This is a genomic window from Bradyrhizobium sp. 159 (assembly GCF_023073795.1).
Taxonomy (GTDB): Bacteria; Pseudomonadota; Alphaproteobacteria; order Rhizobiales; family Xanthobacteraceae; genus Bradyrhizobium.
On the sequence record NZ_JADPKE010000053.1, the window covers coordinates 112,097 to 126,862 of the forward strand.

The window sequence follows — 14,766 nt, forward strand, 5'->3', positions numbered from 1 at the left end:
GAGCGCAGCGTCGCTGTGGCGGCACCTTACGCCGACTTCCGCAAGATCTTCACAAGCTCCCCGTGCACGAACTCGTTCCCGCACACGAGATGTCCGGTCACCAGCGCATCGCCGGGCGTGTCGATATCGCTCACCGTGCCGCCGGCTTCCCGCACCATGATCTGGCCGGCCGCGATGTCCCAGGGTGACAGATTCCGTTCCCAATAGCCGTCGAGACGGCCGGCGGCGACGAAGGCGAGGTCGAGCGAGGCGGCGCCGAAGCGGCGCAGGCCAGCGACGCGGTCCTGGATCGCGGTCATCTCGCGGCGGAATTCCTCGTGGTCGCCGCGGCCGAGATGGGGCAGGCCGCAGGCCACCACGCATTCGTTGAGCTGGCGGCGGCCGGCCACGCGCAGCCGCTGGTCATTGAGGAAGGCGCCCTTGCCGCGCTCGGCGATGTAGAGCTCGTCGTTAGCGGGGTTGTAGATCACGCCCGCGATGACCGTGCCCTCGCGTGCAAGGCCGATCGAGATCGCGAATTGCGGGATGCCGTGCAGGAAGTTGGTGGTGCCGTCCAAGGGATCGACGATCCAGGTATGGCTCTTGTCACTGCCTTCGCGAGTGCCGCCCTCTTCGCCGATGAAACCGTAGCCGGGCCGCGCCTTGGCGAGGTCCTGGTAGAGGATCTCCTCGGCCCGCTTGTCGGCGAGCGAGACGAAATTCGCCGGGCCCTTCAGCGAGACCTGAAGATGCTCGATCTCGCCGAGATCGCGCTTGAGGCTGCGGCCGGCGCGACGCGCAGCCTTCACCATGACATTGATCGTTGCGGAGTACAGCATGAGCTCTGGTCTTGATCGGGGGGAAATGGCGCGAAATCGCGCCTGTTAAGGGATGGGGTGCCCTGCGAGGGCGCCAAGGTCAAGTCATTTGGTCCCAAGCCATTTCTTGGCCGCGGCCTCGGCCTTGGCCCGGTCTTCGGCCGGCAGATCGGACAATTGCTTGTCGAGCTCCGGGTCACCCTTGCCGGCGGTCTTGGCCACCAGGTGCCATTTGAAGCCTTCGATCTTGTCCACGGACGTGCCCATGCCGTTGATCAGCACCCAGGCCAGCCGGTTCTGCGCGATCGCGCTGCCCTGGCGGGATGCCTTGCGGAGCAACGCGACAGCCCCCGGCTGGTTCTGCGGCGTGCCGGTGCCGTTGAACATGGCGATGGCATATTCGACTTCGGCATCGACATTGTCGGCGAGCGAAGCGGCTTGGAGCAGCCGCACGGCCCGTTCGGGGTCCTTCGGCACACCGGTGCCTTCCTTGTAGAAGGTCGCGAGCGCGTATTGCGCCTCGGGAAGGCCGGCATCGGCGGCTTGGCGCAGCAGCTCGGCGGACCGCTTGACGTCCTGCGGTAGCGTCTGGCCGTCGAGATACAGCAAAGCGAGGTTATAGGCCGCCTTCGGCTCGCCGAGCTTGGCGGCGGACGCCATCAGCTTGACCGCTTCGGCCTTGTCGACCGGGCCGCCGCGGCCGGAGATGCGCAGCATGGCGAGCGCGAACATCGCCTCGCGGTCGCCGGCGTCCGCAGCGCGCTTGTACCATTCCTGCGCCTTGGCGTAGTCGCGGCGGATGCCCATGGCGTTGGAATAGAGCTCGCCGAGCATGGTCATCGCCTTGGGATCGCCTCCTTGCGCGCGGGCGGTGGCGAGCTCGAACGCCGTCTTGTACTGCCCGCGCTGGTAGGCGCCGAACACCAGATCGACATTGGAATTGTCGGTCGGCGGCGCGGGGATCACGGTCGCGGCCGGGGCCGGCTTGGAGGAGGGGGCCGGCTTCGGGGAGGCTGAAGGCTTCGGCGCCGGTGCAGCCTCCTTCTTGTTGGTGAGCGCGTGCGGCTTCGGCTTCGGTTTCTCAGGTGCCGCGCTCGGCGTTGTGGCCGGCGGGGTGATCTGGAGCTGCGCGGCCGCAGGCACTGTGAGCAGCAGCGTGGCCAAAATGGTGATGCGCGGGAGCTTCATGTCCGGTGCTAGCCGTGCTCCTGGCGAGCCGGCGCCGTCGCATGGGCCTTCTTGATGGCAGCATCGGCCTCGATCAACGCGGCCTTGGGCCCGCGCGGATCGGCCCAGATGAACTCGCCGGCCAGCACGAAATCAGCGCCGCTGGCGGCGAAGTCGTAAGCCTCTTCCAGCGAGGTGGCAAAGCCGACGCAAGGCGGCTCGAACAGCTCGGCCCACCAGTCCAGCCGCTCGGCGATCGCCTGTGACGACGGACGCTGCCCCTTGGCGTCAGGCTCGCCGAACAGCACGTAATCGGCGCCTATTTCGCCCGCGCTCATGGAATCGTGGCGCGTGGCAAGCCCGCCGACGCCGGCGATGCGATCCGGTTTGAGCGAGGGCGCCGCCTCTTCCAGCGCGGCAAGGCCGGTAAGGTGCGCACCATCGGCGCCGCCCCGCGCGACCAGCTCGGCATGACCGTCGACCAGCAACGCGGCCCCTGCCTTCTGCACCGGCGGCGCCAAGGCCTTGATGCGCGAGATCATGGTGCGCTGGTCGGTCTCCTTCAGCCGCAGCAGCACGGCGGCGACATCGGCAGAGGCGAGCAGGGCAGGCAGCTCGGCGACGAGCGATGCCGGATTGTCGACAACAGGCGTCGCGAGATAGAGACGCGGCGCCGGGCGCGGCGGAGGCGGCTTGTTCGACAAGGTCTAGGCTGCCTTCTGTTCCAGGCTGCTTTGCCATTCGCCCTTGGACGCAAGGCCGTTCATCCGCGCGCGGTGGCTGAAGGCACGCTGTCCGGCCGCGACGTTCTCCGCCTTGCCGGACCAGGCCTTCTGCGGCGCGGCCTGGAGCGCGCGGCCGTAGGAGAAAGTCAGGCTCCAGGGCAGCGGGCCAAGCTTGTGCATGGCGTTGAGATGCGCGGTCGCCTCCTCGTCGGACTGGCCGCCGGAGAGGAAGGCGATGCCCGGCACCGCCGCCGGCACGCAGGCCTTCAGCAGCCGCACTGTCTTCTCCGCGACTTCCTCGACGGAAGCCTGTTTCGCGCACTTCTTGCCTGAGATCGCCATGTTCGGTTTCAGCACCATGCCCTCGAGCGCGACGCGTTGCACGCGCAACTCCTGAAATGTCGTGTTGAGCACGCGTTGCGTCACCTCATAGCACTGATCGATGTCGTGATCGCCATCCATCAGCACCTCCGGCTCGACGATCGGCACGATCTGCGCGGCCTGGCACAGCGCGGCATAGCGCGCCAGCGCATGGGCGTTGACACTGATCGCGGTCATCGAGGGAATGGCGCTGCCGATGTCGATCACCGCGCGCCATTTGGCAAAGCGCGCGCCGCGCTCGTAATATTTCTGCAGGCGCTCGGCGAGCTTATCGAGGCCGACGGTAACGAGTTCGCCCGGGCACATCGGCAAGGCTTGCGTACCTTCGTCGACCTTGATGCCGGGGATGGCGCCGGTCTCCTCGATCAGCCTGATCAGCGGCGTGCCATCCTTCGCGTCCTGCCCGATCGTCTCGTCATAGAGGATCACGCCGGAGATGTACTCGCTCATGGCCTCCTTCGAGCGGAACAGCATCTCGCGATAGTCGCGGCGGTTGGTTTCCGTGGATTCCACGCCGATTGCGTCAAAACGCTTCTTGATGGTGCCGGAGGATTCGTCGGCGGCAAGGATGCCCTTGCCGGGCGCGACCATGGCGGTCGCAATCCTGTTGAGCTCAGTCAGATTCATCGAGAGGTCCTCCCAAAACGATTCTGCCCTTGCCCGTGAAAATAGACCGTTCTCGGGCAATTGCCGAGTTAACGTTCGTCGCAGGGTGAAGGGCCTTCTGTCATTCCGGGATGGCCGAAAGGCGCAGGCCCGGAATCCATAACCCCCGGCTGTGGTTATGGATTCCGGGCCCACGCTTCGCGTGTCCCGGAATGACGGGAGGTATGCCTAAGGGCGTTACGCCAGCGCGATCGCTATGCGACGCGGGGATCGAGCTCGCCCTTGGCGTAGCGCTTGGCCATCTCGGCGGTGGTCAGCACCTTCTTGATCTTCGAGGCCTGGCCGGCGGTATTGAACTCCTGGAGGCGCTGCTTGCACAGCTTGGTCATCGCCTCCATTGCCGGCTTCAGGTACTTGCGCGGATCGAACTCCTCCGGATTGTCCTTGAGCACTTTCCGGATCTGGCCGGTCATCGCCATGCGGTTGTCAGTGTCGATGTTGATCTTGCGCACGCCGTTCTTGATGCCGCGCTGGATCTCGGCCACCGGCACGCCCCAGGTCGGCTTCATCTTGCCGCCATAGGCGTTGATGATGTCCTGGAGGTCCTGCGGCACCGATGAGGAGCCGTGCATCACGAGATGCGTATTCGGCAGCTTGCGGTGGATCTCCTCGATCACGTTCATGGCGAGGATGTCGCCGTCCGGCTTGCGGGTGAACTTGTAGGCGCCGTGGGAGGTGCCCATCGCGATCGCGAGCGCGTCGACCTTGGTCTCCTTCACGAACTTCACGGCCTCGTCGGGATTGGTCAGGAGCTGGTCGTGGCTGAGCTTGCCTTCGGCGCCGTGGCCGTCCTCCTTGTCGCCCATGCCTGTCTCGAGCGAGCCGAGCACGCCGAGTTCGCCTTCGACCGAGATGCCGCCGAGATGGGCCATGTCGGTCACGGTCTTGGTGACGCCGACATTGTAGGCCCAGTCGCCGGGGGTCTTGCCGTCGGCCTTGAGCGAGCCGTCCATCATCACCGAGGTGAAGCCGGCCTGGATCGCGGTCATGCAGGTCGCCGGCTCGTTGCCGTGGTCGAGATGCACGCAGACCGGAATGTGCGGATAGATCTCGGTCACCGCGTCCATCATGTGCTTGAGCATGACGTCGTTGGCGTAGGAGCGCGCGCCGCGCGAGGCCTGGATGATGACAGGCGCGTCGACCTGGTTGGCCGCGTCCATGATCGCCAGCGCCTGCTCCATGTTGTTGATGTTGAAGGCCGGTACGCCGTAATCGTTTTCCGCCGCATGGTCGAGCAGTTGACGTAACGTGATCCGAGCCATCTGTCTTTTTCTCCGGTTTGGGCCTGCAAGGCCACTCAATGTTTGCCGACTTAAAGCTTACTTGATGCGCAGCACCTCGACGCCGGGCAGGGGCTTGCCTTCCATCCATTCAAGGAACGCGCCACCGGCGGTCGAGACATAGGTGAAACTGCCGGCGACGCCGGCCTGGTTGAGCGCGGCAACGGTGTCGCCGCCGCCCGCGATCGAGATCAGCTTCTTCGCCTTGGTGCGTTCGGCGGCGTGCCTGGCGGCCGCGACCGTGCCGCGGTCGAACGGCTGCATCTCGAAGGCGCCGAGCGGTCCGTTCCAGACCAGCGTCGCCGCATCGTCGATCGCGGCGTGAACGCGCACGATGGATTGCGGGCCGACGTCGAGGATCATGCCGTCGGCAGGGATCGCATCAAGCCCATAGGCATGCGACGGCGCGTTGGCGGCGAAATGGTAAGCCACGGTGGCGTCCACGGGGAGAATGATGGCGCAATTGGCGGCTTCCGCCTTCTCCATGATGCGCAGCGCAGTGGCGGCGAGATCCTTCTCGGCCAGCGACTTGCCGACCGCGACGCCCTGGGCGTGCAGGAAGGTGTTGGCCATGCCGCCGCCAATCACGAGCGCATCGACCTTGGTGACGAGGTTTTCGAGCAGGTCGATTTTGGTCGAAACTTTCGCGCCGCCGATGATCGCGATGACCGGCTTGGTCGGCGAGCCCAGCGCCTTCTCTAGCGCGTCGAGCTCGGCCTGCATGGTGCGGCCGGCATAGGCCGGCAGCTTGTGGCCGAGGCCTTCGGTCGAGGCGTGGGCGCGGTGCGCCGCCGAGAACGCGTCATTGACCCAGATGTCGCCGAGCTTTGCCAGTTCCGCGACGAAGGCGGAATCGTTCTTTTCCTCTTCTTTGTGGAAGCGGGTGTTTTCCAGGCAGAGAATGTCGCCGTCCTTCAAGCTGGCGACGGCCTTGGCCGCCGGCTCGCCGATGCAGTCGTCGGCGAAGGCAACGGGCTTCTTCACGACCTTGGACAGGGCTTCGGCAACCGGCTTGAGCGATTCCTTGGGATCGCGGCCCTTCGGCCGGCCGAAATGCGCGAGCAGGATGACCTTGCCGCCTTTGTCGGAGATCTCGCTGATGGTCGGGGCGACGCGCTCGAGCCGCGTTGCGTCGCTGACGCGCCCATTCTCCATGGGTACGTTCAGATCGACGCGCAGCAATACGCGTTTGCCCTTCACGTCGACGTCGTCGAGGGTGCGGAATGATTTCGTCATTGGAGGCCCCTTGTCCCGGGCGCTACTAGCGGCGCGTAGTGCCGCTGTGCAGAACCGGGACCGCACGTTGCGGCGAGTCCCGCGGTTGAATGGGTCCCGGATCTGCGAAGCAGCATTTCACGCTGCATCGCGTCCGGGACGAGAGCGGCCTTAGATCACCTTCGCGATCGCGACGGCGGTGTCCGCCATACGGTTCGAGAAGCCCCACTCGTTGTCGTACCAGGACATCACGCGCACCAGCGTGCCGTTCTGCACCTTGGTCTGGTCCTCGTGGAAGGTCGAGGAGTGCGGGTCATGATTGAAGTCGATCGAGACGTTCGGCGCGGTGGTGTAGCCGAGGATGCCCTTGAGCTGCTGCTCGGAGGCGCGCTTCATCGCCGCGTTGACCTCCTTGGCGTCGGTGGCGCGCTTGGCGACGATCTTGAGGTCGACGACCGAGACGTTCGGGGTCGGCACGCGGATCGCGACGCCGTCGAGCTTGCCCTTCAGCTCGGGCAGCACGAGGCCGATCGCCTTGGCGGCGCCGGTCGAGGTCGGGATCATCGACATCGCGGCGGCGCGGCCGCGGTAGAGATCCTTGTGCAGCGTGTCCAGCGTCGGTTGGTCGCCGGTATAGGCGTGGATCGTGGTCATGAAGCCGGTCTCGATGCCGACGAGATCGTTCAGCACCTTGGCGACCGGCGCGAGGCAGTTCGTGGTGCAGGAGCCGTTGGAGACGACCAGATGATCCCTGGTCAGCGTGTCGTGGTTGACGCCGTAGACGATGGTGGCATCGGCGCCGTCGGCGGGCGCGGAGACCAGCACGCGCTTGGCGCCGGCGGTCAGATGCGCAGACGCCTTGTCCTTCGAGGTGAAGATGCCGGTGCACTCCAGCGCAACATCGACGCCGAGATCTTTCCAGGGCAGCTTCGAGGGATCGCGCTCGGCGGTCACCTTGATCTTGCCATTGCCCAGGTTGATCGAGTCACCGTCGACGGTGACCGTGCCGGGGAAACGGCCATGGACGCTATCGAAACGGAGCAGATGGGCGTTGGTCTCGACCGGGCCGAGGTCGTTGATGCCGACCACCTCGATGTCCTTGCGGCCTGACTCCGCGATAGCCCGCAGGACGTTGCGGCCAATGCGGCCAAAACCGTTAATTCCGACGCGGACTGCCATGTTTCGTCTCCTTCAATGACCGTTGTCATCCCGCACAACGCGCTTTCGTGCGCCTGCGAGGGTTTTTTAGGGGCGGGCGCCCGGTTCGGCCGGGCGGTGCTTGATCATATGGGAGATTAGGTAGTCCTTTTTTGCGGCAAGCTCAACTCTCAGGAAACGCGCTTCAGCACAGCGTTAACCGCGGCCTCGGCGGTGATGTCGAAATGCTTGTAGAGCTCCTTGGCAGGACCGCTTTCGCCGAAGGAATGCATGCCGATGAATTCGCCGTCCTGGCCGATCACGGCGTCCCAGCCCCAGCGCACGGCGGCCTCGATCGCAATCTTGACCGGCGCGTTCCCGATGATCGCGGCGCGTTTGGCCTCTGGTTGCGCTAACAACAGCTCGAGCGAAGGAACAGAGACCACCCGTGACGCGATGCCGCGTTCGGCGAGCTGCTTCTGGGCGGCGACCGCGATCTCCACCTCTGAGCCGGAGGCGAACAGCGTCACCTTGGCTTCGCCCTGAGCTGCGACCAGCTCATAGGCGCCGGCCGCGCAGGGATTGTCGTTCGGTGCGCTGGTACGGAGCTGCGGCAGGTTCTGGCGCGTCAGCGCCAGCACGGTCGGGCCGTCGACGCGGTTGAGCGCGAGCTCCCAGCACTCGGCGACCTCGATCGAATCGCAAGGACGGAACACGCGCATGTTGGGAATGGCGCGTAATGCGGCGAGATGCTCGACCGGTTGATGAGTCGGACCGTCTTCGCCGAGGCCGATTGAATCGTGCGTCATCACATAGACGACGCCGGCGCCCATCAGCGCGGCAAGGCGCATCGCGGGACGTGCGTAGTCGGTGAACACCAGGAAGGTCGCGCCGTTCGGCGCGAAGCCGCCGTGCAGGAAGATGCCGTTCATCGCGGCGGCCATGCCGTGCTCGCGAATGCCGTAATGGATGAAGCGGCCCTTCGGCGTCTTGGCGGAGAAGGCGGTCGCCGACTTGGCCTTGTTGTTGTTGGAGCCGGTGAGGTCGGCGGAGCCCGCCAGGAATTCCATCGGCATCGCGGCCGCGATCGCCTCGATCGCCGCCTCCGACGATTTGCGGGTCGCCGCCGTCAGCGGCTTTTCCAACAGCTCCTTCTTGTGCGCCCGCAGCGCCTTTGCCAGCGAGGCCGGGCGCTCATGGCGCAGGCGGCGCTCGAACTCGGCGCGCTTTCGGCTGCCGAGCTCACCGAGCCGTGCTTCCCATTCCTGGCGCGCTGCTGCGCCGCGACGGCCGGCGTCACGCCACGCCTTCAGCACGTCCTCGGCGACCGCGAATGGCTCGAGCGAGATGCCGAGATTTTCCTTGGCGGCCTTGAGCTCGTCGGCGCCGAGCGCCTCGCCATGCACTTTCGACGTGCCGGCCTTGTGCGGCGCGCCGAAGCCAATGGTGGTGCGGCAGGCGATCAGCGTCGGCCTGTTCGATTTCTTGGCGCGCGTGATCGCGTCGGTGATCGCGGCCTGGTTCTGGCCGTCGATCTTCTCGGCCGCCCAGCCTGCCGACTTGAAGCGCTTCACCTGGTCGACGGAATCGGAGAGCGTGGTCGGGCCGTCGATGGAGATGCCGTTGTCGTCGTAGAGCACGATCAGCTTGTTCAGCTTCCAGTGCCCGGCCATCGCGATCGCTTCCTGCGACACGCCCTCCATCAGGTCGCCGTCGGAGGCGAGCACGTAAGTGTGGTGGTCGACGATCTTCTTACCGAACTCGGCTGCCAGCATCTTCTCGGCGAGCGCCATGCCGACCGCGGTGGAGATGCCCTGGCCGAGCGGGCCGGTGGTGGTCTCGATACCCCTGGTGCGGAAATTCTCGGGGTGTCCTGGGGTGAGCGAATCGACCTGGCGGAACTGCTTGATCTGGTCCAGCGTCATCTCGGAATTGCCGGTTAGGTACAGCAGCGAATAGAGCAGCATCGAGCCGTGACCGGCCGAGAGCACGAAGCGGTCGCGATCCGGCCAGGCCGGCGCGGAGGCGTCGAATTTCAGGAACTGGGTGAACAGCACGGTGGCGATGTCGGCAGCGCCCATCGGCAGGCCCGGATGGCCCGATTTGGCCTTCTCGACGGCGTCCATCGAGAGGCCGCGGATCGCGTTGGCCATACGGGTGTGATCGACCTGCGTCATGTCTGAAATCCGTCTGAAATGAAGCGCTTGGAGGCGATGTACGCCCGCGCGGGAAGGAGCCTGGCGGCCACTGAAGGTCCGGGCTGGGATAGCACCTCGGTTCCGGGAGTCCAAGGCAATCAAACGCCGGTTTGGCCGCAAAAGTTGCCTGTGTGGAAATCGGTTTTCCGCCCGGATCGGGCCCAGGAGAACTGACGGATCAGCACGACCTTCTCCCGATCTATCGGTGCATAGTTTCGCGGCGGCGTTGCGCTTGGCTAGCTTGCCACGTAAATTTCTGCTTCTAACCGCTTGCCGAACCGAGTCTTTTGCCGGACGGCGAGCCCCAGTAACAAGGCCACTGGGCAAAGGCCGGTAGGTTCCGCCGCTGACTGCATGAACGATCGCGTATCCAACAGCTCTGCCATGACGGAATCATCCGCCGTCGAGATCGAGATCGCGACCCGCAGGCTCACGGCGGCGCTCGACGCACTCGAAAGCGCGGTGGAGCGGCGGCGCGATGCCGATCGCGACGAGAACGAGCTCGCGGCGCGAATCCAGGCGCTCGGCGCGGACCGCTCGCGGCTCGCCGACGAGCTCGATGGTGCGCTGGTGAAGGCGCGCAAGCTCGAGCGCACCAATCGCGAGATCTCCGACCGGCTGGATTCCGCGATCGTCACGATACGTTCGGTGCTCGATACCGGAGAGGACGGATGAGCCACATCAATGTCACCATCAATGGCCGGCAATACCGCATGGCTTGCGAGGAGGGCCAGGAGGTGCGGCTGCTGAAGCTCGCCGAAAGCCTGGAGACCCGCATCCAGTCCCTGCGCGGAAAGTTCGGCGAGATCGGCGATGCGCGCCTCACGGTGATGGCAGCGCTGACCGTGTGCGACGAGCTGGTCGACGCCGGCAACCGGATCCGCACCATGGAGCAGGAGCTGATCGAGCTCAGGGATTTCCGCAACGCCGCCGTCGAGCGCGCCCGGATGACGCAGACCGCGGTGGTGAATGCGCTGAACGCCGCCGCCGAACGCATCGAGAAGTCGACCCAGGTCCTGAACCGGACCGTCGGCAACGGCATCGCAATCGGTTAGAGCCGCGATAGATGAGACGCGCTGAGCTGTCGTTCTCGATGTGGCGGCGGGCTCAACCTCTCCCGCTTGCGGGAGAGGTCGCGCCGGAGGCGCGGGTGAGGGCTCTCACCTCTTGGGGAGTCTCGCCTGTGGAGACACCCTCTCCCCAACCCTCCCCCGCAAGCGGGGGAGGGAGCGCACTTCCGCCGTGGCTGCACCGAAGCTCCGCACTCTCGCCGGGCTGGCGGTTCGTCAATATCGTTGTTACATTGCGCAAGCGAGGCTGCGACGTGCGTCAGGAGCCATATATCCCCGGGGCCTTATCGATCCTTTAGGGAACTGTCCCTGGCCGGGCCCGTGGGCCCGGACATATGGTGCCCACCTACTTTCGTAGGGAACTCCGGGATCGAGTGCTTCAACGGCGTCCGCGGCTTCGCACTGTTTCTTCTGGTCGTGTTTGTCGAATTGCGTCCCCGACGCGCTTGCGGTTCAGTCATTCTCGGTATCATGCCCCGCGCAGGCCGGGCATCCAGTACGCCGCGGCGTTGAGGTTCAAGCACTGGCGTCTCTGGAATACTGGATCGCCCGCCTGCGCGGGCGATGACGGCGGAGCAAGACTTCGCCCTCGGGGGAAAACGCGCATGTCCAGCTCCAAAGCCGAACTCCGCGCCAAAGCGCTCAGCAAGCGCGACGCGCTGAGCGAGAAGAAGCGCACCAACGCCGCCGCGAAGCTCGCGGAGCGCGGACTGCCGTTCAAGCTGCTGCCCGGCAGCATTGTCTCCGGCTATTCGCCGATCCGCAGCGAGATCGATCCGATGCCGCTCATGCGAAAGCTCGCCGAGCAAGGCGCGAAGCTGGCGCTGCCTTGCGTCACCGCGCGCGGCCAGTCGTTGATCTTCCGTCTCTTTCATCCGAGCGACCGCCTCATGCTCGGCCCGCTCGGCATTCCCGAGCCGTCGCCGGCCGCCAGCGAAGTCATCCCCGACATCATGCTGACGCCGCTCGCCGCCTTCGACCGTCTTGGCCATCGCATCGGCTATGGTGCGGGGCATTACGATTTCACCTTCGCGCATTTGCGGAAAGCCAAGAATATCGTCGGGATCGGGCTTGCCTTTGCGGCGCAGGAGATCGAGGCGGTTCCTGCACTATCGCACGACGTCGCGCTGGATTATGTGCTAACGGAATCGGACGTGTTCGATTTCCGGAGTTCTGAAGTTGCGCATTCTCTTCGTGGGTGACGTCGTCGGCCGCGCCGGACGCACGGCGATTGCTGATCATCTGCCTGGCATGGTCAAGGACTGGTCGCTCGACTTGGTCGTCGTCAACGGCGAGAATGCCGCCGGCGGCTTCGGCATCACGGAAGCGATCTACCAGGAATTCCTCGATGCCGGCGCCGACGCGGTAACGCTCGGCAATCATTCCTGGGACCAGCGTGAAGCCTTGGTTTTCATCGAGCGCGCCGAGCGCCTGGTGCGGCCGGCGAACTATCCGCGCGGCACGCCGGGCCGCGGCGCTGCGCTGGTCGAGGCCAAGAACGGCAAGCATGCGCTCGTCGTCAACGCTTTGGGGCGCGTCTTCATGACCCCGTTCGACGATCCGTTCGCGGCGCTGGAGCGCGAGCTCGGCGCCTGCCCGCTCGGCGTCGCGGCCGATGCCATCATCGTCGACTTCCATTGCGAGGCGAGCAGCGAGAAGCAGGGCATCGGCTTCTTTTGTGACGGCCGCGCCAGCCTCGTCGTCGGCACGCATACGCATGTGCCGACCGCCGACCATCAGATCCTGTCAGGCGGCACCGCCTACATGACCGATGCCGGCATGACCGGGGATTACGATTCGATCATCGGCATGCAGAAGGAAGAGCCGCTGCGCCGGTTCACCTCGGGGATTCCGTCGGGCCGGTTCGAGCCCGCCGCTGGAATGGCGACGCTCAGCGGCGTAGCAGTGGAGACCGATGATGCAACGGGGCTCGCGCTGCGGATCGCGCCGGTGCGGCTAGGAGGCAGGCTGGAGCCGACGACGCCGAAGTTCTGGTTGAGCTAGGGCGTGTACACTTAAACTTGCGCTCCATTTCGTATTAGCCTGCTCTGCTCGTGATGGCGGCGCGTTGGCGCACCTCACCCTAGGTCCCCCGGTGGGACTTCAAGATCAAGTGACATCGCTACTTTGAGGTTGATCACGAACTCGAAGCTGGTGGGCTGCCAGATTGGCAGATCGCCCGGGAAATGGTTGAGGAGTTTGGCTCAGCCGCAGCGTGACTCCGCAGTGACCAGGCCTCAGCGCGTGGATCGTCGAGGAGCGTCTGCCAATATTCCGGCGGCAGATCGGCGTCCGTGAAATGGCGGCTACGCTTCGCCATCCGCCTTACGATTTCGATCACGGAGCCTGACAGGCGTGCTTCCCTAATGCAAATTTGTCCGCTCCTATTGACACGCCTCGCGAATGGGCAAATCCTTACAACGCAATTGCCATCGCCAATTTCAGCACTGCGAACTTCGGCGCCTCGGACTTTATCGGCGCTATCCGACTCAATTTTCTGAATAGAAACGGAGGGGCCGATGCGCGCGCTCGCCTTGAGAACCGTCTCTCTTCTTACCCTCACTATCCTGGGCTCGATCTCTGCCACGCCTGCCGCACGCGCGGAGGACGGGACCGACGAGCAGTTTGGCAAGGTTCACTTCCAGACGTCCTGCAACGAGTTGGCGCAGCGCCGCTTTGACCGCGGGATGCGCTATCAGCACTCGTTCTGGTACCGGCCCGCGAAAGAGATTTTCGAGGAGACGTTGCAGGCCGATCCGGAATGCGCGATCGCCTATTGGGGCATTGCCCTCAGCCTGCTGTATAATCCGCATTTTCCCGCGCCGAAGGAAAACCTCACCGAGGGCCTCGCCGCGCTGCAGAAGGCCAAGGCACTCGGCGCCAAGAGCGAACGCGAACGCGACTATATCGATGCGCTGCTGGCCTTCTATTCGGGCGACGAAAAGACGACGTTTGGTCAACGCGCGCAGGCCTATCTCAAGGCAACCGAAGCCGTCGCCGCGCGCTATCCCGATGATGACGAGGCTCAGATCGCCTACGCCATTACGCTGAATGTGACGGCGTCACCAAACGACAAGACCTATGCTAACCAGCTCAAGGGCGCGGCCATCCTGGAGCCGATCTTCAAGCGGCAACCGCGGCATCCCGGCGTCGCGCATTACCTGATCCACCTCTACGACTATCCGGCGATCGCCGAGCAAGGTCTCGACGCTGCCAAGCGCTATTCCGAGATCGCGCCGGCGGCGCCGCACGCTTTGCATATGCCGTCGCACATCTTCACACGCGTCGGCTACTGGAACGAATCCATCGAGGCCAACAGCCGTTCCGCCAAGGCTGCCAAGGAGGGCAAGGACCCCAGCGAGCAGCTGCATGCCGACGACTATATGGTCTACGCCCTGCTCCAGCTTGCGCAGGACAGCCGAGCTCGCGACGTCATTGCGGACATGGTTGCGACCACGGGCTATGCGCCGGCCGTCCGCGCCGGTCCCTACGCGATAGCGGCCAGCCAGGCGCGCTATATGGTCGAGCGCGGCGATTGGCAGGGCGCCGCCGCGCTGAAGGTTGAGCCGAGCCGGTTTGGCTATGTCGATGCGATCACCCATTTCGCCCGCGCCCTTGGCGCCGCGCGCTCCGGCAATGCAGACGCAGCAACGGCGGACATCGCCAAGCTGGCGGAGCTGCGGGACAAGCTGCAGCAGGACAAGGATGCGTATTGGGCCGAGATCGTCGACATTCAGCGGCAGGTCGCCACAGCCTGGCAGCTCAATGCCCAGGGAAAACAGGCAGACGCGTTGGAGGCGATGCGCCTTGCCGCCGACGCCGAAGACAAGACCGAAAAATCCATCGTGACGCCGGGACCGCTTGCCCCGGCACGCGAGCTTTACGGGACCATGCTGCTCGAGCGCGGCATGGCGACGGACGCATTGGCCGCATTCGAAAGCACCATGCGCAAGGAGCCGAACCGCTTTGGTGCGACGATCGGCGCCGCTCACGCCGCCGAGAAAGCGGGCGACGCCGTGAAGGCGCGCCAGTACTACGGGAAAGTCGTGGACATGGCGCGCGATGGCGACACATCGCGGGAGGACCTCGCGGCTGCACGAAAGTTCTTGGCTCAGAATTAGCAAAAGTGC

At 65.0% G+C, this 14,766-nt stretch carries 13 protein-coding genes and 1 other RNA gene; 6 read left to right on the plus strand and 8 right to left on the minus strand.

Going from position 1 to position 14,766, the window contains the following annotated elements; genetic code table 11:
* Positions 1–26: 26 nt before the first annotated feature.
* The 8 genes from IVA96_RS14525 to tkt all read right to left on the minus strand — a co-directional run bounded on the left by IVA96_RS14525 (position 27) and on the right by tkt (position 9,545).
* Complete coding sequence (locus IVA96_RS14525) at positions 27–818, minus strand: inositol monophosphatase family protein (RefSeq protein WP_247278089.1); 792 nt, start codon at positions 816–818, stop codon at positions 27–29.
* An 84-nt stretch (positions 819–902) separates the two neighbouring features.
* Positions 903–1,985 carry a tetratricopeptide repeat protein gene (locus IVA96_RS14530; RefSeq protein ID WP_247278090.1) on the minus strand — a complete coding sequence of 361 codons (1,083 nt, stop codon included), beginning with the start codon at positions 1,983–1,985 and terminating at the stop codon, positions 903–905.
* An 8-nt stretch (positions 1,986–1,993) separates the two neighbouring features.
* Positions 1,994–2,668, minus strand: a complete 675-nt coding sequence (locus IVA96_RS14535) for a thiamine phosphate synthase (RefSeq protein WP_247278091.1) — start codon at positions 2,666–2,668, stop codon at positions 1,994–1,996.
* A gap of 3 nt (positions 2,669–2,671) precedes the next feature.
* On the minus strand, positions 2,672–3,697 hold the full coding sequence (locus IVA96_RS14540; RefSeq protein ID WP_247417964.1) for a class I fructose-bisphosphate aldolase: 1,026 nt from the start codon (positions 3,695–3,697) through the stop codon (positions 2,672–2,674).
* 233 nt (positions 3,698–3,930) lie between these two features.
* Positions 3,931–4,998 (minus strand): class II fructose-bisphosphate aldolase, encoded by a 1,068-nt coding sequence (fba, locus tag IVA96_RS14545; RefSeq protein ID WP_247278093.1) that lies wholly within the window; start codon positions 4,996–4,998, stop codon positions 3,931–3,933.
* 57 nt (positions 4,999–5,055) lie between these two features.
* Complete coding sequence (locus IVA96_RS14550; RefSeq protein WP_247278094.1) at positions 5,056–6,252, minus strand: phosphoglycerate kinase; 1,197 nt, start codon at positions 6,250–6,252, stop codon at positions 5,056–5,058.
* Positions 6,253–6,402: 150 nt separating this feature from the next.
* On the minus strand, positions 6,403–7,410 hold the full coding sequence (gap, locus tag IVA96_RS14555; RefSeq protein ID WP_247278095.1) for a type I glyceraldehyde-3-phosphate dehydrogenase: 1,008 nt from the start codon (positions 7,408–7,410) through the stop codon (positions 6,403–6,405).
* 149 nt (positions 7,411–7,559) lie between these two features.
* The gene (gene tkt, locus IVA96_RS14560) at positions 7,560–9,545 is read right to left on the minus strand and encodes a transketolase (protein ID WP_247417967.1); all 1,986 of its coding nucleotides are present in this window, start codon (positions 9,543–9,545) and stop codon (positions 7,560–7,562) included.
* 405 nt (positions 9,546–9,950) lie between these two features.
* On the opposite strand from tkt, the gene IVA96_RS14565 reads away from it, so the two are divergent.
* From IVA96_RS14565 to IVA96_RS14590, 6 genes are all read left to right on the plus strand, one after another.
* On the plus strand, positions 9,951–10,241 hold the full coding sequence (locus IVA96_RS14565) for a DUF4164 domain-containing protein (RefSeq protein ID WP_008546526.1): 291 nt from the start codon (positions 9,951–9,953) through the stop codon (positions 10,239–10,241).
* The gene (locus tag IVA96_RS14570; RefSeq protein ID WP_247278097.1) at positions 10,238–10,621 is read left to right on the plus strand and encodes a cell division protein ZapA; all 384 of its coding nucleotides are present in this window, start codon (positions 10,238–10,240) and stop codon (positions 10,619–10,621) included. Before IVA96_RS14565 ends, IVA96_RS14570 begins: the two co-directional genes overlap by 4 nt.
* A gap of 256 nt (positions 10,622–10,877) precedes the next feature.
* A non-coding RNA gene (gene ssrS, locus IVA96_RS14575) (6S RNA) lies at positions 10,878–11,038 on the plus strand.
* A gap of 203 nt (positions 11,039–11,241) precedes the next feature.
* A complete protein-coding gene (locus IVA96_RS14580; RefSeq protein ID WP_247278098.1) occupies positions 11,242–11,838 on the plus strand; it encodes a 5-formyltetrahydrofolate cyclo-ligase in 597 nt (198 codons plus the stop codon).
* A complete protein-coding gene (locus IVA96_RS14585; protein ID WP_247417969.1) occupies positions 11,816–12,640 on the plus strand; it encodes a TIGR00282 family metallophosphoesterase in 825 nt (274 codons plus the stop codon). The genes IVA96_RS14580 and IVA96_RS14585 overlap by 23 nt, the downstream gene beginning before the upstream one ends.
* A gap of 515 nt (positions 12,641–13,155) precedes the next feature.
* The gene (locus IVA96_RS14590) at positions 13,156–14,757 is read left to right on the plus strand and encodes a hypothetical protein (protein ID WP_247278100.1); all 1,602 of its coding nucleotides are present in this window, start codon (positions 13,156–13,158) and stop codon (positions 14,755–14,757) included.
* The last annotated feature ends 9 nt before the right edge of the window (positions 14,758–14,766 follow it).